Annotated in this window: 22 protein-coding genes and 1 pseudogene; 9 read left to right on the top strand and 14 right to left on the bottom strand. The window is 71.4% G+C overall.

Features of this window, described 5'->3' with window-relative positions; all coding sequences use genetic code 11:
- The first annotated feature begins 9 nt into the window (after positions 1 to 9).
- Positions 10 to 732: an exonuclease domain-containing protein gene (locus ACZ66S_RS15595; protein ID WP_469902047.1), complete on the top strand. Its 723-nt coding sequence runs from the start codon at positions 10 to 12 to the stop codon at positions 730 to 732.
- Positions 733 to 754: 22 nt separating this feature from the next.
- On the opposite strand, the gene ACZ66S_RS15600 is transcribed toward ACZ66S_RS15595, so the two are convergent.
- Positions 755 to 1,288 (bottom strand): YbaK/EbsC family protein, encoded by a 534-nt coding sequence (locus tag ACZ66S_RS15600; RefSeq protein ID WP_469902048.1) that lies wholly within the window; start codon positions 1,286 to 1,288, stop codon positions 755 to 757.
- The gene (locus tag ACZ66S_RS15605; protein WP_469902049.1) at positions 1,249 to 2,214 is read right to left on the bottom strand and encodes a DMT family transporter; all 966 of its coding nucleotides are present in this window, start codon (positions 2,212 to 2,214) and stop codon (positions 1,249 to 1,251) included. Before ACZ66S_RS15605 ends, ACZ66S_RS15600 begins: the two co-directional genes overlap by 40 nt.
- A gap of 80 nt (positions 2,215 to 2,294) precedes the next feature.
- Here ACZ66S_RS15605 and ACZ66S_RS15610 point away from each other — a divergent pair, with 80 nt between their 5' ends.
- Entirely contained in the window at positions 2,295 to 3,200 is a 906-nt protein-coding gene (locus tag ACZ66S_RS15610; RefSeq protein WP_469902050.1) for a LysR family transcriptional regulator, read from the top strand.
- An 11-nt stretch (positions 3,201 to 3,211) separates the two neighbouring features.
- Here ACZ66S_RS15610 and ACZ66S_RS15615 read toward each other — a convergent pair whose 3' ends face one another.
- Positions 3,212 to 4,066 carry a phosphotransferase enzyme family protein gene (locus ACZ66S_RS15615; RefSeq protein WP_469902051.1) on the bottom strand — a complete coding sequence of 285 codons (855 nt, stop codon included), beginning with the start codon at positions 4,064 to 4,066 and terminating at the stop codon, positions 3,212 to 3,214.
- Between the two features lie 213 nt (positions 4,067 to 4,279).
- Here ACZ66S_RS15615 and ACZ66S_RS15620 point away from each other — a divergent pair, with 213 nt between their 5' ends.
- From ACZ66S_RS15620 to mgt, 4 genes and pseudogenes are all read left to right on the top strand, one after another.
- Positions 4,280 to 5,224, top strand: a complete 945-nt coding sequence (locus ACZ66S_RS15620) for a carbohydrate ABC transporter permease (protein WP_469902052.1) — start codon at positions 4,280 to 4,282, stop codon at positions 5,222 to 5,224.
- Complete coding sequence (locus ACZ66S_RS15625; protein WP_469902053.1) at positions 5,221 to 6,054, top strand: carbohydrate ABC transporter permease; 834 nt, start codon at positions 5,221 to 5,223, stop codon at positions 6,052 to 6,054. Before ACZ66S_RS15620 ends, ACZ66S_RS15625 begins: the two co-directional genes overlap by 4 nt.
- Entirely contained in the window at positions 6,054 to 7,331 is a 1,278-nt protein-coding gene (locus ACZ66S_RS15630; RefSeq protein ID WP_469902054.1) for an ABC transporter substrate-binding protein, read from the top strand. Before ACZ66S_RS15625 ends, ACZ66S_RS15630 begins: the two co-directional genes overlap by 1 nt.
- 30 nt (positions 7,332 to 7,361) lie before the next feature.
- A pseudogene (gene mgt / locus ACZ66S_RS15635) lies at positions 7,362 to 8,586 on the top strand (macrolide-inactivating glycosyltransferase).
- A 72-nt stretch (positions 8,587 to 8,658) separates the two neighbouring features.
- On the opposite strand, the gene ACZ66S_RS15640 reads toward mgt, so the two are convergent.
- Positions 8,659 to 10,923 carry an MMPL family transporter gene (locus ACZ66S_RS15640; protein WP_469902055.1) on the bottom strand — a complete coding sequence of 755 codons (2,265 nt, stop codon included), beginning with the start codon at positions 10,921 to 10,923 and terminating at the stop codon, positions 8,659 to 8,661.
- 234 nt (positions 10,924 to 11,157) lie between these two features.
- Between ACZ66S_RS15640 and ACZ66S_RS15645 the strand changes: the two genes are divergently transcribed.
- The 3 genes from ACZ66S_RS15645 to ACZ66S_RS15655 are packed head-to-tail and all read left to right on the top strand — an operon-like array spanning position 11,158 to position 13,104.
- Positions 11,158 to 11,706 (top strand): DUF1697 domain-containing protein, encoded by a 549-nt coding sequence (locus ACZ66S_RS15645; RefSeq protein ID WP_469902056.1) that lies wholly within the window; start codon positions 11,158 to 11,160, stop codon positions 11,704 to 11,706.
- Complete coding sequence (locus tag ACZ66S_RS15650; protein WP_469902057.1) at positions 11,699 to 12,064, top strand: nuclear transport factor 2 family protein; 366 nt, start codon at positions 11,699 to 11,701, stop codon at positions 12,062 to 12,064. Before ACZ66S_RS15645 ends, ACZ66S_RS15650 begins: the two co-directional genes overlap by 8 nt.
- 20 nt (positions 12,065 to 12,084) lie before the next feature.
- Complete coding sequence (locus tag ACZ66S_RS15655) at positions 12,085 to 13,104, top strand: ketopantoate reductase family protein (protein ID WP_469902058.1); 1,020 nt, start codon at positions 12,085 to 12,087, stop codon at positions 13,102 to 13,104.
- A gap of 3 nt (positions 13,105 to 13,107) precedes the next feature.
- Here the strand turns inward: ACZ66S_RS15655 and ACZ66S_RS15660 are convergent, their stop codons facing one another.
- The 10 genes from ACZ66S_RS15660 to ACZ66S_RS15705 form a co-directional block, all read right to left on the bottom strand.
- Positions 13,108 to 13,848 (bottom strand): sirohydrochlorin chelatase, encoded by a 741-nt coding sequence (locus tag ACZ66S_RS15660; protein WP_469902059.1) that lies wholly within the window; start codon positions 13,846 to 13,848, stop codon positions 13,108 to 13,110.
- Positions 13,849 to 13,853: 5 nt separating this feature from the next.
- Complete coding sequence (locus ACZ66S_RS15665) at positions 13,854 to 14,732, bottom strand: ABC transporter permease (protein WP_469902060.1); 879 nt, start codon at positions 14,730 to 14,732, stop codon at positions 13,854 to 13,856.
- The gene (locus ACZ66S_RS15670) at positions 14,719 to 15,504 is read right to left on the bottom strand and encodes an ABC transporter ATP-binding protein (protein WP_469902061.1); all 786 of its coding nucleotides are present in this window, start codon (positions 15,502 to 15,504) and stop codon (positions 14,719 to 14,721) included. Before ACZ66S_RS15670 ends, ACZ66S_RS15665 begins: the two co-directional genes overlap by 14 nt.
- A 34-nt stretch (positions 15,505 to 15,538) precedes the next feature.
- Positions 15,539 to 16,642, bottom strand: a complete 1,104-nt coding sequence (locus ACZ66S_RS15675; protein ID WP_469902062.1) for an ABC transporter substrate-binding protein — start codon at positions 16,640 to 16,642, stop codon at positions 15,539 to 15,541.
- Positions 16,643 to 16,864: 222 nt separating this feature from the next.
- Positions 16,865 to 18,193 carry a sulfate adenylyltransferase subunit 1 gene (locus tag ACZ66S_RS15680; protein WP_469902063.1) on the bottom strand — a complete coding sequence of 443 codons (1,329 nt, stop codon included), beginning with the start codon at positions 18,191 to 18,193 and terminating at the stop codon, positions 16,865 to 16,867.
- A gap of 2 nt (positions 18,194 to 18,195) precedes the next feature.
- Positions 18,196 to 19,134 (bottom strand): sulfate adenylyltransferase subunit CysD, encoded by a 939-nt coding sequence (cysD, locus tag ACZ66S_RS15685; RefSeq protein ID WP_469902064.1) that lies wholly within the window; start codon positions 19,132 to 19,134, stop codon positions 18,196 to 18,198.
- Positions 19,131 to 19,694 (bottom strand): adenylyl-sulfate kinase, encoded by a 564-nt coding sequence (gene cysC / locus ACZ66S_RS15690; RefSeq protein WP_469902065.1) that lies wholly within the window; start codon positions 19,692 to 19,694, stop codon positions 19,131 to 19,133. The genes cysD and cysC overlap by 4 nt, the downstream gene beginning before the upstream one ends.
- The gene (locus tag ACZ66S_RS15695) at positions 19,691 to 20,401 is read right to left on the bottom strand and encodes a phosphoadenylyl-sulfate reductase (protein ID WP_469902066.1); all 711 of its coding nucleotides are present in this window, start codon (positions 20,399 to 20,401) and stop codon (positions 19,691 to 19,693) included. Before ACZ66S_RS15695 ends, cysC begins: the two co-directional genes overlap by 4 nt.
- Positions 20,398 to 20,577 (bottom strand): hypothetical protein, encoded by a 180-nt coding sequence (locus tag ACZ66S_RS15700; protein ID WP_469902067.1) that lies wholly within the window; start codon positions 20,575 to 20,577, stop codon positions 20,398 to 20,400. The genes ACZ66S_RS15695 and ACZ66S_RS15700 overlap by 4 nt, the downstream gene beginning before the upstream one ends.
- A complete protein-coding gene (locus ACZ66S_RS15705; RefSeq protein ID WP_469902068.1) occupies positions 20,574 to 22,271 on the bottom strand; it encodes a nitrite/sulfite reductase in 1,698 nt (565 codons plus the stop codon). Before ACZ66S_RS15705 ends, ACZ66S_RS15700 begins: the two co-directional genes overlap by 4 nt.
- Positions 22,272 to 22,292: the final 21 nt, after the last annotated feature.

Genomic DNA, 22,292 nt, shown 5'->3' on the forward strand with positions numbered 1-22,292 from the left:
GGACCGCCCATGGGCTGGCACCGAGAGCTGCTGATCGGCTTCGACCTGGAGACCACCGGCACCGATCCGCGCGAGGCGCGCATCGTCACGGCTGCCGTGATCGAGGTCAGGGACGGTTCGCCGCTGGGGCGCCGGGAGTGGCTGGCGGACCCGGGCGTGGAGATCCCGGCGGACGCGGTGGCGGTGCACGGCATCAGCAACGAACGGGCGGCCGCCGAGGGCCGCCCCGCCGACCAGGTCGCCGACGCCGTCGCGGACGTCCTCACCACCTACTGGAAGACGGGCGTCCCGGTGGTCGCCTACAACGCCGCCTTCGACCTGAGCCTGCTCTCCGCCGAACTGCGCCGGTACGGCCTGCCGTCGTTGCGCGAGCGCTTGGGCGGCCTCGACCCGGCCCCGGTCATCGACCCGTACACCATCGACCGCTCGGTGGACCGCTACCGCCGCGGCAAGCGCAACCTCGAAGCGGTCTGCACGGAGTACGGCATCGCCCTCGACACCGCCCACGACGCCGGCGCGGACGCCCTCGCCGCGGCCCGGCTGGCCTGCGCGATAGCCGTCCGGCACCCCAAGGTCGCGGGTCTCGGCCCGGCGGACCTGCACCGCCGTCAGATCGAGTGGTACGCCGAGTGGGCGGCGGACTTCCAGGACTTCCTGCGTCGCAAGGGCGACGCGACGGCGGTGGTCGACGGCACCTGGCCGCTGCGCGAGCCGGCCGACGAGACGGTGTGAGAGGGCGCCGCTCCGGCCCGCGTCACTCCGGCAGCGCGTCCGGGAGCGCGTTCGGGATCGGAGGGCTCGCGACGGGCTCCACCCGCGGCCCCGCCACCCGTTCGTAGTCCGGCCCCGACATGCGCAGCGACCGGTCGAGCCGGGCGGCGTTGAAGTACAGCCGGGGCTGCTTGACGACCTCGGGATCGGCGACGACCTCCAGTTCGGGATCGAAGCTGAACGGCAGCACCGTGCCGGGGACCGCGCGGGCCAGCCGCTCGGCGGTCTCCGCGTCGCTGAACCCGACATAGCGCGCGGCGAACAGGGCCCGGACCGCGTCCAGGTCCACCCGCCGGTCGCCCGGGACGACCGCGAGGACATGCCGGGTGGTCCGGCGGTCCACCTTGACCCGGAGCACGATGCACTTCGCGGCCTCGGACGCGGGGTGCCCGCGCAGCGCGCAGACGGCCTCGGTGGTGCCCTCGGGCGCGTGGTCGATCAGTTCGTAGTCGACGGAAGAGGTGTCGAGCAGGGAGATCAGACGGTCGTAGGTGTCGTGGGTGTCTTCGCCGGACATGGGGTGTCCCCTTCGGTGGGCCGGACTGCGGTGCGGGGCAGGGAGGTTGCGCGATGGGCGCGCTCCACGGACTGCCCCCAGTAGGTGCCGGTGATCATCATGACCGCCCCGAGTGCGGTCAGGGCGGTGAAGTGCTCGCCGCCCAGGGCGACTCCCGCCGCCGCGGCCCAGATCGGTTCGGTGCCCAGCAGCAGACTGGCCCGGCTGGCCGAGGTGCGCTGCACCGCCCAGGTCTGGGCGAGGAAGGCGAACACACTGCAGAACAGGGCGAGGTAGAGCAGTTGGAACCAGGTCGCCGCGTCCGCGCGGGCCAGGGTCGGAAGGTCGCGGGCGGCCAGGGGCAGGAACAGGACGGTGCCGACGAGGGTCTGCACGGTGGTGAGGTGCAGCGGCCGGATCGCCCGGCCGGTGGTGAGCCGGCCGACGAGGGCGACATGGCCGGCCCGGACGACCGCGGCCCCCAGCATCAGCAGGTCGCCGAGGCGGGGTGCGTGGAAGCCGTTGCCCGCCATGAGGAGCCCGACGGCCAGGACGCACACACCGGCTGCCGCGTAGAAGGCCGGCGGCAGGCCGCCCCGGTGACCGGTGCGGTCGAGCAGGGGGGTGAGGACGATGGTCAGGCTGATGATGAGCCCGGCGTTGGCGGCGCTGGTGTGGGCGACGCCGTAGGTCTCGACGACCAGGACGGCGGCCTGGGTGAGGCCCAGGGGCACGCCCGCCCGCAGTTCCGCGCGGGTCCACCGGCGCGGGCCTCGCCCGCGGGAGGCGACGACGCCGAGGCAGGCGAGTGCGGACAGGGCGTAGCGGACGAGGAGGACCAGCAGGACGGGGAGGGCGGCGGTCGCGGTCTGGGCGGAGAGATAGCTCGAACCCCAGACGATCGCGACCAGCAGGAGTACCAGGTCGGTACGGCGGGCGTCGGACACCCGCCCAGCCTGCACCGATTCGTCTCTGAAGCCCAGAACCACTTTCTTCAACGATCTTTTAGTACTCCTACACTGTGGTGATGGACGAACGACAGCTCCGGATCCTGCGGGAGCTCGGTGAGCTGGGCAGTGTCACCGCGGTCGCGGAGGCGCTGCTGGTGACCCCGTCGGCGATCTCGCAGCAGCTCAGGCTGTTGCAGCGGTCGGTGCGGGTGCCGCTGACCGAGCGCGACGGCAGACGGCTGGTGCTCACGGACGCCGGACAGGCGCTGGCGGGCGCGGCCATCGAGGTGGAGACGGCGCTGGCCCGGGCCCGGCACACGGTCGAGGGATTCCTGGACCGGCCCGACGGCGAGGTCTCGGTGGCGGCCTTCCACAGCGCGGGCGCGACCTTCTTCCCGCTACTGTTGCGTGCCCTCGCCGCCCCCGGCACCCCCGTGCCGAGGCTGGCCGACGAGGACGTCCCGCAGGAGGACTTCCCGCGACTCACCCGTGAGTACGACATCGTCCTGGCCCACCGGCTCGACCACGCGCCCGCCTGGCCGCCCACGGTGACGGCCACGACACTGCTGCGGGAACCGCTGGACGTGGCCATGCCCGCCGACCACCCGCTGGCGGCACGACGCCGGGTGACCCCGGCGGACGTGGCCGGCGAACCCTGGATCACCGTGCACGACGGGTTCCCGGTCATGGCCACCATCGAGGCGATCGCGGCGGCGGCGGGCCACCGGCTGCACCTGGCCCACCGCATCAACGAGTTCGCGGTGGCCGCGGAGGCCGTGGCGGCCGGCGGCGGCCTGGCGCTGATGCCCCGCTGGACGATGCGCCGCCACCCGGCGCTGACCCTGCGGCCCCTGAGCGGTGTGCGGGCGAGACGCCACATCGACGCCCTCTACCGCCCGGAGAGCACGGCGAGAAGGGCGGTCCGCACGGTGCTGACCGAGCTGAGGGCGGCGGGACGGACCGTCCAGCGACCGGGCGACTGAGACGGGCCCCGTCAGAACGGATACCAGCGGACCGTCTCGTCGCCGTCCCGCAGCGAGGCGACCCGCCGCTCGAACTCCGCCAGCGCCTTGGGGTTGGTCGGCGCGTGCTGGGCGACCCACGCGCAGCTAGCCGTCTCCCGGGCCCCGCGCAGCACCGCACAGCCGTCCCACTCCCGCACGTCCCAGCCGTAGGCCGAGGTGAAGGAGTCGTAGGCCGCCGCGGGCAGCCCGTACCGGTCCCGGGACAGGGCCATGACCACCAGGTCGTGCTCCCGCAGGTCGCGGGAGAACGTCTCCAGGTCGACGAGGACCGGCCCGTCCGGCCCCACGTGCACATTGCGGGGCAGCGCGTCCCCGTGGATCGGCCCCGGCTCCAGGTGAGGCGTCACCGCGGCCGCGGCCGCCGCGAAGCCGTCCCGCCGCTCACGCAGGTATGCCGCGTCGGCGGCGTCGATGGCCGCGCCCGCGAGTCGCAGCCACCGTTCGACACCGCCCAGCAGTTCCCGGGGCGGCAGGGCGAAGGACGGCGAGGGCAGCGCGTGCACCACCCGCAGCAGTTCGGCCAAATCCCGTGCCTCGGCGGGCCGTACGGTGTCCGGGAGCCGGTGCCAGAGCGTCACCGGATGCCCCTCGACCGACCGCGCCTCCGGTTCGGCCGCCCGCACCGCCGGGACGCCCGCCTCCTCCAGCCACACCGCGATGTCCAGTTCCCGGCGCGCCCGGTCGAGGAGTTCGGCGTCGCGGCCCACCTTGACGACCAGGTCACCGGTGGCGAACACGGCGTTCTCCCCGAGGGCGAGCAGTTCCGCCGACTCCGCCCGCAACCCCGCCGCGGCCAGTACGTCCCGCGCCCGTGTCTCGTCCATCCGTCCGGCCTCCCGGTCCTGACATGTCCCGCATGCCCGTGTATCGCCACCGCGCACGGCGTCGACTTCGCGCCATCGCCCGGCCAGTCTCGCATTCCCACAGGTGGGCCGGTGTGCGCGCTGCCTTGACGGCGCATACCCCCTTCACGACCATGACGGAGGCCCAGGCCAGGAGGGCCGGATCGTCACGAGCCGCCTGAAGGAGTCGATGACGTGACCTTGGTGACCGCGACGGAGCGGTCGGCGCGGGGCGCACCGGGCGCCGAGGGGGACCGTCGCCCTTCCGGCCGCGGGGCCTGGTTCCTGGTGCTGCCCGCCCTGATCCCCATCCTGGTGCTGAGCGTGGGACCGCTGCTGTACGGGATCCTGCTGGCCTTCACCGACGCCCAGTCGGGCCGCACCCGGGCCACCCGGTGGATCGGCGGCCTCAACTTCCAGGACCTGCTGCACGACACGCTGTTCTGGGAGTCGTTCCGCATCGGTCTGGTGTGGGCGGTCGGCGTGACCGTGCCGCAGTTCCTGCTCGCGCTCGGTCTCGCCCTCCTGCTGAACCAGGACCTCAGGCTGCGCTGGCTCGCCCGCGCCCTCGCGATCGTCCCGTGGGCCATGCCCGAGGTCGTCGTCGGTGTCATGTGGCGCCTCGTCTACAACCCGGACGCCGGTGTCCTCAACGAGACCCTGCGCACCCTCGGCCTCGGCGACGGCCGGGACTGGCTCAGCGGTCTGTCCACCGCCCTGCCCGCCGTGATCGTCGTCGGCGTGTGGGCCGGGATGCCGCAGACCACGGTCACCCTGCTCGCCGGCCTCCAGAACACCCCGCGCGAACTCCACGAGGCGGCCGCGATGGACGGCGCCGGCGCCTGGCGCAGATTCCGCACGGTCACCTGGCCCGCCCTCAGACCGGTGGCGCTCGCGATCACCGCGCTCAACTTCATCTGGAACTTCAACTCGTTCGCCCTGGTGTACGTGCTGACCAGCGGCGGACCCGGCGGCCGCACCCGCCTGCCGATGCTCTTCGCCTACGAAGAGGCCTTCCGCTACGGCCAGTTCGGCTACGCCGCCGCGATGGGACTGGTGATGGTCGCGGTGATCTCCCTCCTCCTCGCCCTCTTCCTGGTGGGGCGCCTCAAGGACCGGACGGGAGGCGAGCGGGCATGAGGACCAGCACCGCGGGCCGCGTCGGCCAGTACGCCGCCCTCCTCGCCTATCTCGTCTTCCTCGCCTTCCCGTTCCTCTGGCTGGTCTCCACCGCCTTCAAGTCCCCGCGGGAACTGGGCAGTCTGCACCCCACCTGGATCCCCCGGGACCCGACCCTCGACAACTTCCGCCAGGCCTTCGACGAACAGCCCCTGCTGCGCGCGGCCGGGAACTCCCTGCTCGCCGCGCTCGCCGCCGCGGTGATCGCCGTACTGATCGCCACCCCGCTCGCCTACGTCACGGCCCGCCACCGCACCCGGCTGGCGAAGGCGGCCACGGGCTGGGTGGTGGTCAGCCAGGCGTTCCCGCTCGTGCTGGTGATCATCCCGCTGTTCCTGGTGCTGAAGAACCTGCGGCTGATCAACTCCCTCGCGGGCCTGGTGATGGTGTACGTCGTGTGGGCGCTGCCGTTCGCCCTGTGGATGCTGGTCGGATACGTCCGTGCCGTGCCGACCGAGCTGGAGGAGGCGGCGGCCGTCGACGGGGCCGGGGGGCTGCGGACGCTCGTGTCGGTGACGGCCCCGCTGCTCGCGCCGGGGATCGTGGCGACGGCCCTGTTCGCGTTCATCACGGCGTGGAACGAGTTCTTCTTCGCGCTGGTGCTGTTGAAGACCGCGGACAAACAGACCCTGCCGGTCGTGCTCACCCACTTCATCGGCGCGGAGGGGGTCGCCGACCTCGGCCCGCTCGCGGCGGCCGCCTTCCTCGCCACCCTGCCCTCGCTGGTCGTCTTCGCGCTCATCCAACGCCGTATCACGGGAGGCATGTTGACCGGGGCGGTGAAGAGCTGATGCGCGCACGCCGGCTCGCGGGAGCCCTTCTCCTCCTGCTCCTCGCCGGATGCACCGGCACGGGCGCGTCCGAGGACGGTCGCGTCACCCTGCGCTTCCAGTCCCTCGCCTGGCAGGAGGAGTCCGTCGAGGCCAACCAGGAACTAGTGAAGGAGTGGAACGCCACCCACCCGGACGTCAAGGTCGAGTATGTGCAGGGCAGTTGGGACAGCGTCCACGACCAACTGCTGACCTCGTTCGAGGGCGGCGAGGCGCCGGACGTCATCCACGACGCCTCCGACGACCTCGCGGACTTCGCCTACGGCGGCTATCTCGCCGACCTCACGGACCTGCTCCCCGCCCGGCTGAGGTCGGACATCCCGCAGCGGAGCTGGGACACCACCACCTTCGGTGACGGCGTCTACGGCGTGCCCTTCCTCCAGGAGCCGCGGGTCCTCGTCGCCAACGCCGCCTGGCTGAAGGAGTCGGGCGTGCGCATCCCGACCGCCGAACACCCGTGGAGCTGGCCGGAGTTCCGCAGGATCACCGGGCAGCTCAGCGGCGCCGGCAAGTACGGCGTGGCCTGGCCGCTCAAGGAGCCCGTCTCCGCGACCCTCAACCTGTCCCTGTCGGCGGGCGGACAGCTCTTCCACCGCGGTGCCGACGGCAAGGTCGCCATCCGCTTCGAGAAGGCCGACGAGACCGTGCCCCGCACCATCCACGACCAGGCGAACACCGACCGCAGCGCCTCGCCGACCACGCTCGGCAGCGGCGGCTCCGACACCCTGCCCGGATTCTTCGGCGGACGGTACGCGATGGTCCCGCTCGGGTTCTCCTACCGCCAGCAGATCGCCCAGCAGGCGCCGAAGGGCTTCCGCTGGCAGGTGCTGCCCGCCCCGGCCGGCGCCGACGGGCTCGCCCAGGGAGTCAGTCCGCAGACGCTGTCCGTCGCCGAGGACAGCCCGCACAAGAAGGAGGCGGTCGAGTTCGTCGACTTCCTCCTGCGGCCGCGGAACATGGTCCGACTCGCCCTCGGGGACTGGATGCTGCCCACCGGGACCGAGGCACTGAAGGACCCCGCCCTGCGCACCGCCAAGGACGGCTGGGCGACCGGGACCGCGCTCGCCCCCCACCTCCGGCCGGCGCCCGCGCAGTCCGTCCGCGGCTACCCCGAGTGGAAGGACAAGGTCGCCACCCCCGCCTTCCAGGAGTACTACAGCGGGGCGATCGGCCTCGACGAGCTGCGCGAACGCTTGGAGGACGACGGGAACCTGGTGCTCGCCCGGTACCAGCGCTAAACGGACGGCACCGGGCACCAGTCAAATAAGTTGCACGAGACGTCTCGTCTCGTGCAGTCTGTCGACCATGCCTTCACACATCGCCATGTTCTCCATCGCCGCCCACGGCCACGTCAACCCCAGCCTGGAGGTGATCCGCGAGCTCGTGGCACGCGGGCACCGGGTCACCTACGCCGTCCCGCCCCTGTTCGCCGAGAAGGTCGCCGAGACCGGGGCCGAGGTGAAACCGTGGAACTCGACGCTTCCCGGACCCGACGACGACCCGTCCGCCTGGGGCACCGAACTCCTCGACCACGTCGAGCCCTTCCTCGCCGACGCGATGCAGGCCCTGCCGCAGCTCGCCGAGGCGTACGACGGTGACGAACCGGACCTCGTCCTGCACGACATCACCGCCTACCCGGCCCGCGTCCTCGCCCACCGCTGGGGCGTGCCCGCGATCTCCCTCTCGCCGAACCTGGTCGCCTGGGAGGGCTACGAGGAGGAGGTGGCCGAACCCCTGTGGGCCGAGCCGAAGAGCACCGCCCGCGGGCAGGCCTACTACGCCCGCTTCCACGGCTGGCTGCGGGAGAACGGCATCGACCTGCACCCCGATGCCTTCGTCGGGCGCCCCGACCGCTCCCTCGTGCTGATCCCCAGGGCGCTCCAGCCGAACGCCGACCGGGTCGACGACAGCGTGTACACCTTCGTCGGCGCCTGCCAGGGGGACCGCGGCGCACAGGGGGAGTGGACGCGGCCGGCCGGGGCCGAGAAGGTGGTCCTCGTCTCCCTCGGCTCCTCCTTCACCAAGCGGCCCGACTTCTACAAGGAGTGCCTGAGGGCCTTCGGCGACCTGTCCGGTTGGCACCTCGTGCTCCAGATCGGCAGGCACGTCGACCCGGCCGAGCTCGGCTCCGTACCGGACAACGTCGAAGTGCGCTCCTGGGTACCGCAGTTGGCGGTCCTCCGGCAGGCCGACCTGTTCGTCACGCACGCCGGCGCCGGCGGCAGCCAGGAGGGCCTTGCGACCGCCACCCCGATGATCGCCGTACCGCAGGCCGTGGACCAGTTCGGCAACGCCGACATGCTCCAGGGCCTCGGGGTCGCCCGCCGGATCGACACCGAGGACGCGACCGCCGGGGCGCTGCGGGAGGCCGCCCTCGCGCTCGTCGACGACCCCGAGGTGGCCCGCCGGCTCAAGGAGGTGCAGGCGGGGATGGCCCAGGAGGGCGGCACGCGCAGGGCCGCCGACCTCGTCGAGGCGCATCTGCGCGCATGAGAGAGGGCCCGTTGGCACCCCGGTGGCCAACGGGCCCTCAGTACTGGGGGGTTCGGTCCCGCCCGGCGGGGGTCAGACCCTCAGCGGCGCACCCTCGTCGTCCCGGGCCGCGGGCGCGGCCACGGCGTCCGGAGCCTCGTCGTGGGTGAGGTCGGGCAGCCTGTGCAGCCACTTCGGCAGGTACCAGTTGCGCTCGCCGAGCAGTGCCATGACCGCCGGGAGCAGCACGCCCCGGATGATCGTCGCGTCGATGAGCACCGCGGCCGCGAGGCCCACGCCCATCTGCTTCATGGACTGCATGGACAGCGTCCCGAAGATCGCGAACACGGCGACCATGATGACGGCGGCGCTGGTGACGACACCGGCCGTGGTGACCACCCCGTGCTGGATCGCGTCCTTGGTGCTGCGGCCCCGCAGGTGCGCCTCACGGATCCGCGAGACCACGAACACGTGGTAGTCCATCGACAGGCCGAACAGGATCACGAAGAGGAACAGCGGCAGCCAGGTGATGATGGCGCCGACGCCCTCCGCGCCCACCAGGGAGGCGCCCCAGCCGTGCTGGAAGACCGCGACGAGGATGCCGTAGGCGGCGCCCACCGACAGCAGGTTGAGCACGATCGAGGTGATCGCCACCGTCAGCGAGCGGAACGACAGCAGCATCAGCACGAAGGCGAAGACCACGACGAACGCGAACACCGGGACGACCGCTCCCGCCAGTTGGTCGTTGAAGTCCTTGGAACCGGCGACCTGTCCGGTGATCGGCGCCTCCACCCCGTCGACCTTGCCGAGCGTGGCCGGACGCACCTCGTCGCGCAGCTTGTCCAGGCTCGCCCCCGCCTTGTCCAGGTCGGAACCGCCCACCAGCGGGACGTACACGAAGGCCAGGTTCTGCGCGTCGTGCAGCTTGATCTCGACCGGGCCCCGCGAGGCGCCCGAGGAGATCGCCTTCGCCTTGAAGTCGGCCAGCGCGCCGGTGACTTCAGGAGCGTTGATGTCGGCCGCCTTGACGACCACCTCGGCCGGCTCGGTGCCGCCCGGGAAGGCGTCGTTGACCCGGTTGTACGTCTGCACGATCGGCAGCGAGTCGCCGAACTCCTGGTCCAGGGTGAGGTTCTGCGTCTTCATGCCGAGCGCGGGGGCCGCGACGGCGAGCAGCACGCCGGCCGCGATCACGACCGAGACGACGGGCTTTGCGAGCACGCCCTTCAGCACGGCGGTCCAGAAGCGGCTCTCCCGGTTGACGCCCCGCTTGCGGCGCAGCTGGCTCTCCGGGTGCAGGAAGGGGATCTTGCCCTTCTCGACCCGCTCGCCCAGCAGCGACAGCAGCGCGGGCAGCACGGTCACGGAGCCGACCATGGCGACCGCCACGACCATCAGCGAGGCCAGGCCCATCGCCTCGAACTCGGCGAGCCCGGTGAACAGCATGCCCGCCATCGCCACGCACACCGTGACACCGGAGACGATGATCGCGCGGCCACTGGTGGCGGCGGCGATCCGCAGGGCCGTCTGCGAGTCCCGGCCGGCCTGCCGCTCCTCGCGCTCCCGGCGCAGGTAGAACAGGCAGTAGTCGACCCCCACGGCCAGACCGACCAGCAGCATCACGGAGTTGGCGGTGTCGCTCATCGGCATCACATGGCTGACGACGCCCATCAGGCCCATCGTCGCCATGATCGCGCTGACGGCCAGCAGCACCGGCAGCAGCGCCGCGACCAGCGCGCCGAAGGCGATCAGCAGGATGCCGAGGGCCACCGGCACCGCGGAGAGCTCCGCCTTCTTGAAGTCGTCGCCGAACGCGTCGTCGAACGTCTTCATCATGCTGGCGCCGCCGATCTCCTCGATCCGCAGCGACCCGTGCTCCTTCTGCACCCCCTCGACGGCCTTCAGCACCGGCTCGACCCGCTCGCCCGCGGTGTCCGCGTCACCGCGCATGTCGAACTGCACGAGCGCGCTGCGGCCGTCCTTGGAGATGGTCCTCGTGTCGTACGGCGAGGTGACGTCGGTGACCTTGCCGGTGCCCTCGACCGCCTTCACGACCGCGGCGACGGCCGCCCTGAAGTCGGCGTCGGTCGCCTTGCCGCCGGAGTCCCGGGCCTGGATCAGCACCGACTCACTGGCCGGCTCGTCGATCCCGGCGTCCTCGATGATCTTGGCGGCGGTGTGGGTCTCCCCCTTGAGCTGGTCGCTGTCCTTGACGTCGACCCGGCCCGCCGCCGAGCCGAGTCCCATCGCCAGGACGACGAACAGCACCCAGATACCGACGGCAGCCCATCGGTGCCGTGCGCTCCAGCCGCCGGCCCTGGCGGCCAGGCCACGCACCCTTGTGTCTCCGTTCCGCATGACGGGCTTGCCCCCTCGTGAGCGGTGACAGCCCCCTGCCGTCACCTTTCGTTTCGAAGGTATGAGCTGGATAAACCCGTCTCGTCGTGCTGTCCGGTGAAGTACGGGGGCCGCCGGCTCCTCCCAAGGGACCGCGCGCCCTCCGCACTGGGGAGGATCGTGACCCTTACATCTAACAGACCTTGTGCGGGGAGGTGATCGGGGTCCGCGCCGGCCCCGTCCTAGGGTGGGGCCATGACGACGACGTACGCGGCGCTGCTGCGCGGAATCAACGTCGGCGGCAGCAGGAAGGTCCCCATGGCCGACCTGCGCACGCTGATGGAAGGCCTCGGCCACGACGGTGTCCGCAGCTACCTCCAGAGCGGGCAGGCCGTCTTCACCGCCGACCACGGCGACGAGGACTCCCTGGCCGCCGAGCTCACGGACGCGATCGAGACGCGGTTCGGCTTCCCGGTCGACGTGATCGTCCGCGACCACGCCTACCTGAAGGCGATCGCCGACGACTGTCCCTTCCCGGCCGCCGAACTGGAGGGCAGGCAGCTCCACGTCACCTACTTCTCCGCCCCCGTCGGCGAGGACCGCTACGCGGAGATCGACCGGACCGCCTACCTCCCCGAGGAGTTCCGCCTCGGCGACCGCGCCCTGTACCTGTACGCCCCGAACGGACTCGGCCGCTCCAAGCTCGCCGAGCACCTGTCCAAACCGCGGCTGAACAAGGGCGTGATCGCCACCAGCCGCAACTGGAACACCGTCGTCAAGCTGGTGGAGATGACCGGTGAGTGACCACGACCCCGCGGTGCGGGCCGCCGTCGAGGGCGAGTCACGGCTCCTCGACCCCGCCGTACGCGCCTCGCCCGAGCTGGTGGGCGCGCTGCTGCACCCCGAGTTCCACGAGTTCGGCGCGTCCGGACGGTACTGGGACCGCACGTCCGTCATCGCCGCCCTCGCCGGGGCCACCGACGAGGGGGCCGGGCCCATCAAGGCGTCGGGGATGAAGGGGGTCCTGCTCGCGCCGGACGTCGTCCACCTCACCTTCGACACCGAGCACGACGGCAGCCGGGCGCACCGCAGTTCGCTGTGGCGGCGCACGGCGAGCGGCTGGCTGCTCTGGTTCCACCAGGCGACACCGTTCGCCGGATGACGGTGTGCGAGGCTCCTCCCATGCGTTACGTCATCATCGGGGCCGGAGCGGTCGGCGGGGCCGTCGGCGGGCGGCTCGCCGAGGCGGGGCACGAGGTCGTCCTGGTCGCGCGCGGCGCACACCTCCAGGCCCTCAGGGACGGCGGACTGCGGCTGCGCGTGCCGGAGGGCGAGTTCACCCACCGGCTCCCGGTCGTGGACGGCCCGGCCGGACTCGGCGTCCTGCGCGCCGACGACGTGCTCGTCCTCGCCGTGAAGACCCAGGACACCGAAGGCGCCCTCGACGCCTGGGGGCCCGCCCCGGTCGAGGGCGGCGGCACGGCGGCCGAGCGGCTGCCGCTGCTGTGCGCGCAGAACGGCGTGGCGGGGCAGCGCATGGCCCTGCGCCGCTTCCGGCACGTCCACGGCGTCTGCGTCTGGCTGCCGGCGACCTTCGTGGAACCCGGTGTCGTCAGCGCCGCCTGCGCCCCGCTCACCGGCATGCTGCACCTCGGCCGCTACCCGCACGGCACCGACGCGATCCTGCACCGGATCGCCGCCGACCTGGAGAAGTCCAGGTTCGAGGCGCCGGTCGTGGCGGACGTGACGCGCTGGCAGTACGCGAAGCTGCTCACCAACCTCGGCAACGCCCTGATGGCCCTGAGCGGCCCCGACGACGGCGGGGCGGACAGCGCGTCCCTGCGCCGGCGGGTCCGCGCGGAGGGCGAGGCGGTGCTCGACGCGGCCGGGATCGCGTACGCGAGCGTCGAGGAACAGCGCACGACCCGCGGCGACAAGGTCACCGCCGTCCCGCTCGACGGCGTCCCGGTCGGCGGCTCCTCCTGGCAGTCCCTCGCCCGCGCCACCGGCACCATCGAGACCGACTACCTCAACGGCGAGATCGCCCTCCTGGGCCGTCTGCACGGCGTCCCGACGCCGCTGAACGAGCTCCTCCAGAGGCTGGCCAACACCTTCGCCCGTGAGCGCAGGGCGGCCGGTTCGCTGCCGCTGGGGGAGCTGGCACGGCTGGCCGACGAGGCCGTGGCGGCCGCCGAGGGGTGACCCCTACGCGCTCACCGTCAGCCGCAGCAGCCCCCGCGCCGCCGCCGCGTCGTACCGGCGCAGCAGCACCCGGGCCACCTCCGGCGCGGGACCCAGCACATCGGCGAGGACGTCCGCCTCGGCCGCGCCGCGCGCGATCCGGTCGGGCAGGAACCCGGGGGCGAGGACGTACGGCGCCACGGCCACCTTCGCGCAGCCCATGGCCCGCAGTTCCCGTACCGCGTCCTCGGTGCGGGGCAGGGCCGCGGAGGCGAACGCAGGCCGCACGGCGCACCAACCGGTGCCCCGCCACTCCCGCGCGATGTCAGCGATCACTGCGATCGCCTCCGGGTCGGTGGACCCCGCCGAGGCCAGCACGACCCCGGTCGAGGACTTGTCGGCGGGCGTCAACCCCGCCTCGTACAGCCGTCGTTCGAGCGCGGACAGGAGCAGCGGGGACGGGCCCAGCACCTCCGCCTGGCGGATGCGCAACCGCGACGGCGCGTCCCTGAGGACCGCGGGGATGTCCGCCTTCGCGTGGAACGCCCGCGTCAGCAGCAGCGGCAGCGCCACGACGTCCCGGACGCCCTCCGCCGCGAGCGACTCCAGCACCCCTTGCACGGACGGGATGTTGAAGTCCAGGAAGCCTGTCTCCACCCGTACGTCAGGGCGCAGCGAGCGCACCCGGCGGACCAGGGCGTGCACCGTCGCGGCGTGCCGCGGGTCGCGGCTGCCGTGGGCGATGACCAGGAGGACGGGCTTCACGGACCTCAGCCCCTCACCAGCAGACCGCGGCTGCGCAGCACCCACCGCTCCAGCGGGCTGAAGATCAGCAGGTCGATCGCGATGCCGACGAACAGGATGAGCAGGATCGCCTCGAACACCATCGCCATGTCGCTGGCGGTGCGGCCGTTCTCCAGCAACTGGCCGAGGCCCACGCCCAGGTCGGGGAACTGGGCGATGATCTCCGCGGCCATCAGCGAGCGCCAGGAGAACGCCCAGCCCTGCTTGAGACCCGCCACGTAGCCGGGCAGCGCGGCCGGCAGGGTGACGTGCCAGATGCCCTTGACGCCCGTCGCGCCCATCGTGCGGCCGGCCCGCAGGAACAGCGGCGGCACCTGGTCGACGCCGGACACCAGGCCGTTGGCGATGGAGGGGACCGCGCCGAGCAGGATCACCGCGTACATCATGGAGTTGTTCAGGCCCAGCCAGATCACGGCCGGCGGCACCCACGCCACCGACGGCAGCGACTGCAGGCCCGACAGGATCGGTCCGATGGCCGCCCGGACGAACTTCACCCGGGCCACGATCAGACCCAGCGGGGTGCCGATGAGCAGGGCGAAGAAGAAGCCGAGCAGACCGCGCGAGACGCTGGTCCAGATGTAGCCGAGCAGGTCGCCCTGGAGCCAGGCCTCCTTGAACGTGGCGCCCACGGCCGCCGGGGAGGGCAGCTTGGACGGGTCGTCGACGACGGGGTAGAGCAGCGACCAGACCGCGAGGACCACCGCGAGCGCGACGACCGGCGGCAGGATCTTGTTGACCAGGGTCTGCCGGAACGGCGGGCGGCCGGTGGCCTGGGTCTCCAGCGCGTCGAGGCCCGCCTCTACGCTCCCGGCGTCCTGGGCCGGTGTCGTGTCAGTGCTGGCCATGGCGGCGGATCTCCCCACGCAGTTCTTCGGTGATCTCACGGGCCAGTTCGGCCACGGGCGCGTCCTCGATGCGGCGCGGCTGCGGAATGTCGACCGTCCACTCGCGCGCGATCCGGCCGGGGCGCGAGGACAGCAGGATCACGCGCTGCGCGAGCCGTACCGCCTCCCGCACGTTGTGCGTGACGAACAGGACGGACAGGCCGGTCTCCGCCCAGATCCTGGTGATCTCGTCGTGCAGCACGTCCCGCGTGATGGCGTCGAGGGCCGCGAACGGCTCGTCCATCAGCAGCAGGCCGCTCTCCTGGGCGAGCGCGCGGGCCAGGGCCACGCGCTGGCGCATACCGCCCGACAGCTCGTGCACCCGCTTGCCGTACGCGCCCTTCAGCCGGACCAGCTCCAGCAGCTCCTCGGCCTTGCCGCGCCGGTCGGGCTTGGGCACCCCCCTGAGCTTCAGGGCGAGTTCGATGTTCTTGCCCGCGGTCAGCCACGGGAAGAGGGCGTGCTCCTGGAACATCAGGGCGGGGCGGCCGTCCGTGGTGATGGCACCCGTGCTGGGCCGGTCAAGCCCCGCCACCAGGTTGAGCAGCGTGGACTTGCCGCAGCCCGAGGCCCCCAGGAGGGTGACGAACTCGCCCGGCGCGACATCGATGCTGACGTCGTCCAGGACGAGCTGCTGTCCGCCCGGTCCCGCGAAGGACTTCGAGACGTGGTCGAGCCGCGCGGCGTACTCCACCGTCTCGTCGGCCTTGGCGAGCGTCGTGGTCGTGGCCATGGTCGTCACCTCCTGGGAACTCATCGGGAACGGGTCAGCTCGTGCCGAGACCGGCGGCGTCGACGGCGGACCCGCCCTGTGCCTTGAGGACCTTGTTGAGGAGCGTGAGGTCGTAGATCCCGTTCAGGTCGGGCTTCTCCAGCAGGCCGGCCTTGACCGCGTGCTCCGCCTCGGTGTCGAGCGTGGCGGCCAGCGGGTCGTCGGTGAACTGGATCGACTTCCACGCCGGGTCGAGCACGGCCGCCGGGAGCGCCTTGCCGGAGTCCGCCTCGAGCTGCTTGTTCGCCGCGGCCTTCGCCGCGTCCGGGTTGGCGTTGATCCACTGGTTGGCTTCCACCGACGCCTTCAGGACGGCCTCGACCGCCTTCGGGTGCTCCTTGAGGAAGTCCTGCCGCACGATGATGTTCGTGATCACGAACTTCTTGTCCGGCCACAGCGACGACTCGTCGAGGAGCACCTTGGCGCCCTCGGCGACCAGCTTCGACGCGGTCGGCTCCGGCACCCACGCGCCGTCGACGGAACCGGACTTGTAGGCGTCCGGGGTGATCTTGTTGTCGGTGCGGACGACGGTGACGTCACCCTTGCCGCTCTGCGCGTCGACCTTCCAGCCCTGGTCGGCGATCCAGTTGAGGAACGCCACGTCCTGCGTGTTGCCGAGCTGCGGGGTCGCGATCTTCTTGCCCTTGACGTCCTTCAGGGACTTGATCTTGTCCGGGTTGACGACCAGCTTCACCCCGCCGGACGCGGAACCGCCGATGATCTTCAGGCTCTTGCCGCCCGACTTGACGTAGCCGTTGATCGCGGGCGAGGGGCCGATCCAGCCGATGTCGATCGACTTGGAGTTGAGGGCCTCGATCTCGGACGGGCCGGCGTTGAAGGTCGCGTACGAGGCCTTGGTGGCCCCGAGCTCCTTCTGGAAGAAACCCTTGTTCACCCCGACGAGCGCGGTGCCGTGGGTCAGGTTGCCGAAGTAGCCGATCCTGACGGAGTCGAGACCGTCGATCTTCTTGGCCCCGGCGGCGACCTTGACGGCGCCGTCGTCCTTCGCCTGGGAGCCGTAACCGCAGGCGGCGAGGGTGAGCAGAGGGAGCGCGGCCATGACCGCGAAGGTGCGTCGAAGAGCGGAGGGAGCAGGCACGGGAGGTGTTCCTCTCGGAGGCCCGGCGGTCACGGTCTCTCAGGTCGTGGCCGGGAGGTCGGCAGGTCTGCGTCTACGGCGGTGGGGGGTGAGGGCGCGCATGCGGTGCGCGTACGTCAGCGCACACATCGCGCCACTCCGCCCTGCCCGCTGCCGAGCGCGCCGCTGCCCACTCGGCCGCCCTCCTTCGCGAACGTGGACCAGTAGTCGGTGGGGTTCATGTCAGAAGTCCCACCCGTCGTCCCCGGACTCGTCCTTGACGGGCTCCGGGGACGCGAACGACTCGCCGACCATGCCCGCGGTGAGCGTGGTGCCGTCGTTCGGGTCGATGAGGATGAACGAACCGGTGCGCCGCGAGTCCGAGTAGGAGTCGACGGGCAGCGGCTCCGCGGTACGGATCTTCACGCGGCCGATGTCGTTGGCCACGAGCTGTCCCGGGTGCGGGTGCAGGGACAGGTCGGCGAGCGTGAGCCGGGACGGGATGTCCTTGACGATCGCCTTGACCGTACGGGTGCCGTGCTTGAGCAGAACCCGGTGGCCCACGGTCAGCGGGGCGTCGGCCACGTGGCAGACGGTCGCCTCGATGTCCTGGGTGGTCGGCGGGGCGTCCTTGCTGGGCACCAGCAGGTCGCCGCGCGAGATGTCGATGTCGTCCTCCAGGAGGATCGTCACCGACTGGGTCGTCCAGGCCACGTCGACCGGCTCGCCGAGCAGGTCGATACCGGCGATCTTCGTGGAGCGGCCCGAGGGCAGCACCGTGACCTGCTCGCCGACCCGGAACGAACCGGCGGCGATCTGACCGGCGTAGCCCCGGTAGTCGGGGTGCTCGGCGGTCTGCGGCCGGATCACGTACTGCACGGGCAGCCGCGCGTGGCAGTGGGACAGGTCGTGGGTGACCGGGACCGTCTCCAGGTGCTCCAGGACGGTCGGGCCGCCGTACCAGTCCATGTTCGCGGACGGCTCCACGACGTTGTCCCCGGCGAGCGCCGAGATCGGGATCGCGGTGACCTCCGGGACGCCCAGCTCCAGCGCGTACGCCGTGAACTCCTCGGCGATCGCGGCGAAGACGGACTCCTGGTAGTCGACCAGGTCCATCTTGTTGACCGCGAGGACCACGTGCGGCACCCGCAGCAACGCCGCGAGGGCCGCGTGCCGGCGGGTCTGCTCCACGACACCGTTGCGGGCGTCGATCAGGATCACCGTCAGCTCGGCGGTGGAGGCACCCGTCACCATGTTGCGGGTGTACTGCACATGGCCGGGGGTGTCGGCGAGGATGAACCGCCGCCTGGGCGTGGCGAAGTAGCGGTAGGCCACGTCGATGGTGATGCCCTGCTCGCGCTCGGCGCGCAGGCCGTCGGTGAGCAGCGCGAGGTCGGGGGCCTCCTGGCCGCGGCTCGCGGAGGCCCGCTCGACCGCCTCCAACTGGTCCACCAGGACCGACTTGGAGTCGTGCAGCAGCCGGCCCACCAGGGTCGACTTGCCGTCGTCGACCGAACCCGCGGTGGCGAACCGCAGCAGCGTCGTCTCGGAGAGTTCCGTGGTCGTGCTCATGCTTAGAAGTACCCCTCGCGCTTGCGGTCTTCCATCGCGGCCTCGGACATCTTGTCGTCGGCGCGGGTGGCACCGCGCTCGGTGAGCCGGGAGGCGGCGATCTCCGTGATCACCTTCTCGATGCTGTCGGCGTCGGAGTCGACGGCACCCGTGCAGGACATGTCACCGACCGTGCGGTAGCGCACCAGGCGCTTCTCGACGCTCTCGCCGTCCTTCGGCCCGCCCCACTCACCGGCCGTCAGCCACATGCCGCTGCGCGAGAACACCTCCCGCTCGTGCGCGAAGTAGATCTCCGGCAGCTCGATCCCCTCCCGGGCGATGTACTGCCAGACGTCCAGCTCGGTCCAGTTCGACAGCGGGAAGACGCGGACGTGCTCACCCGGCGCGTGGCGGCCGTTGTACAGGTTCCACAGCTCGGGGCGCTGGCGGCGCGGGTCCCACTGCGAGAACTCGTCGCGCAGCGAGAACACCCGCTCCTTGGCCCGGGCCTTCTCCTCGTCCCGGCGCCCGCCGCCGAACACCGCGTCGAACTTCTCCGCCTGGATCTTCTCCGTCAGCGGCAGCGTCTGCAGCGGGTTGCGGGTACCGTCCGGGCGCTCCTTGAGCACCCCGCGGTCGATGTAGTCCTGCACGGACGCCACATGGAGACGCAGACCGTGCTGCGCGACCACCCGGTCGCGGTACTCAAGGACCTCGGGGAAGTTGTGCCCGGTGTCCACGTGCAGCAGCGAGAACGGGATCGCCGCGGGCGCGAAGGCCTTCAGCGCCAGATGCAGCATGACGATCGAGTCCTTGCCGCCGGAGAACAGGATCACCGGCCGCTCGAACTCACCCGCCACCTCACGGAAGATGTGCACCGCCTCGGACTCCAGCGCGTCCAGGTGCGAGAGGGCGTACGGAGCCTCCGTGCCCTCCTCCACCTTGGCAACGGTCGTCGTCATGCCAGTCCCCTCTCGGTGAGCAGCGCGTGAACCGCGGCCGCGGACTCCTGGACGGTCTGGTTCTGCGACTCGATCCGCAGATCGGGCGACTCGGGCTCCTCGTACGGGTCGTCGACCCCGGTCAGCCCGGACAGTTCACCCGCCGCCTGCTTGGCGTACAGGCCCTTCACATCACGTACGGAGCACACCTCGACCGGGGTCGCCACATGGATCTCCAGGTACGCGGCGCCGCTGTCCTGGTGGCGCTTGCGCACCGCGTCCCGGCTGTCGGCGTACGGCGCGATGACCGGGACCAGCGCCTTGACGCCGTTGCGGGCGAGCAGTTCGGCGAGGAAGCCGATGCGCTGCACGTTGGTGTGCCGGTCCTCGCGGCTGAAGCCGAGGCCCGCGGAGATGAACTCGCGGATCTCGTCGCCGTCGAGCACCTCGACGCGGTGGCCCTCCTCGCGCAGCCTGCCGGCCAGCTCGTACGCGATGGTGGTCTTGCCGGCACTCGGCAGACCCGTGAGCCAGACGGTGGCTCCGGTCGTCACGTGCAACTCCTCGGTAGATGTCGTCATCCGTGCAGCCCGCACTCGGTCTTCGCACGGCCCGCCCAGCGGCCGGCGCGTGCGTCCTCGCCCTCCAGGACACGGCGGGTGCAGGGGGCGCAGCCGACGGAGGCGTAGCCGTCCATCAGCAGGGGGTTGGTCAGGACGCCGTGCTCGGTGACGTACACGTCCACGTCGTCCTGGGTCCAGCGGGCGATGGGGGAGACCTTGACCTTCTGCCGCTTCTCGTCCCAGCCGACGACCGGGGTGTTCGCCCGGGTCGGGGACTCGTCGCGGCGCAGCCCGGTCGCCCAGGCCAGGTAGTCCTTCAGGCCCCGCTCCAGCGGCTCGACCTTGCGCATCTTGCAGCACAGGTCGGGGTCGCGGTCGTGCAGCTTCGGGCCGAACTCCGCGTCCTGCTCGGCGACCGTCCGCGTCGGCGACAGCGTGATGACGTTGACGTCCATCACGGCCTCGACCGCGTCCCGGGTGCCGATGGTCTCCTCGAAGTGGTAGCCGGTGTCGAGGAAGACGACGTCCACGCCCTTCATCACGCGGGACGCCAGATGGGCGACCACCGCGTCCTCCATCGAGGAGGTCACGCAGAAGCGCTTGCCGAAGGTGTCGACCGCCCACTGGAGGATCTCGAGGGCGGAGGCGTCCTCCAGGTCGCGGCCCGCCTGCTCGGCGAGTGCCTTGAGATCGTCGGTGGTGCGCTCTTCCTGAATCGCGGTCATATCTCGTCTCCCCCTGCGTCGTTGTGCTGAAGGCCACGGGCGAGCAGCCCGAGGAACTTCAACTGGAATGCGCGGTTGCAGGCCGCGCATTCCCACGCGCCGTGGCCCTGCTCGGACGGGCGCAGGTCCTCGTCGCCGCAGTAGGGGCAGTAGAAGGGGGCGGCGCGCTCGCTCATGAGAGGGCCTCCTCCGAGGCGCGCGTGGCCCAGGCGGCGAAGCGCTCGCCCTCCTCGCGCTCGGCCTGGTAGCGCTTGAGGACCCGCTCGACGTAGTCGGGCAGTTCCTCGGCGGTGACCTTCAGGCCGCGCACCTTGCGGCCGAACCCGGCCTCCAGGCCGAGCGCGCCGCCCAAGTGCACCTGGTAGCCCTCGACCTGCTCGCCGCGCTCGTCGAGGACGAGCTGGCCCTTGAGACCGATGTCCGCCACCTGGATACGGGCGCAGGCGTTCGGGCAGCCGTTGAGGTTGATGGTGAGCGGCTCGTCGAAGTCCGGGATGCGGCGCTCGAGTTCGTCGATCAGGGAGGAGCCGCGCTGCTTGGTCTCGACGATGGCGAGCTTGCAGTACTCGATGCCGGTGCAGGCCATGGTGCCGCGCCGGAAGGGCGAGGGCCTGGCCGTGAGGTCCAGCGCCTCCAGGGCCTCGACCAGCGGCTGGACCTGCTCCTCCTGGACATCGAGGATGATCATCTTCTGTTCGACGGTGGTCCGGACCCGGCCCGAGCCGTGCGCCTCGGCGACCTCGGCGATCTTCGTCAGCGTGGTGCCGTCGACACGGCCGACGCGCGGGGCGAAACCGACGTAGAAGAGGCCGTCGTTCTGGCGGTGCACGCCGACGTGGTCGCGCCAGCGGCCCGAGGGGTCGGCGGGCGCGGGGCCGTCGACCATCTTCCGCTTCAGGTAGTCGTCCTCCAGGACCTGGCGGAACTTCTCCGGACCCCAGTCGGCGACGAGGAACTTCAGACGGGCGCGGTTGCGCAGCCGGCGGTAGCCCCAGTCGCGGAAGATGCCGACCACGCCGGCCCACACCTCGGGCACCTCCGCCAGCGGCACCCAGGCGCCCAGCCGCACACCGAGCTTCGGGTTGGTGGACAGGCCGCCGCCGACCCAGAGGTCGAAGCCGGGGCCGTGCTCGGGGTGCTCGACACCGACGAAGGCGATGTCGTTGATCTCGTGGACCACGTCCAGGAGCGGGGAGCCGGAGATCGCCGTCTTGAACTTGCGGGGCAGGTTGGAGAACTCCTTGCTGCCGATGTACCGCTCGTGGATCTCGTCGATCGCCCAGGAGCCGTCGATGATCTCGTCCTCGGCGATGCCGGCGACCGGCGAGCCGATGACGACACGCGGGCAGTCGCCGCAGGCCTCGGTGGTGGACAGGCCGACCGCCTCCAGGCGGTTCCAGATCTCCGGGACGTCCTCGATGCGGATCCAGTGGAGCTGGATGTTCTGCCGGTCGGTGATGTCGGCGCTGCCGCGCGCGAACTCCTCGGAGATCTCGCCGATCACCCGGAGCTGCTGGGTGGTGAGGCGTCCGCCGTCGATCCGCACCCGCAGCATGAAGTACTTGTCGTCCAGCTCCTCCGGCTCCAGGATCGCGGTCTTGCCGCCGTCGATGCCGGGCTTGCGCTGGGTGTAGAGGCCCCACCAGCGCATGCGGCCGCGCAGGTCGTTGGGGTCGATCGAGTCGAAGCCGCGCTTCGAGTAGATCGTCTCAATGCGTGTCCGCACATTGAGACCGTCGTCGTCCTTCTTGAACTGCTCGTTGCCGTTCAGCGGGGTGTGGTGCCCCGCGGCCCACTGACCCTCGCCGCGGTGACGGCTCACCTTGCGGCGGGGCGCTGCGGCAGCAGGGTTCTGCGGGGTGGCGGCCATGGTTCTACGTCCTTCGGGACA

The organism is Streptomyces sp. NPDC107471 (assembly GCF_055582845.1).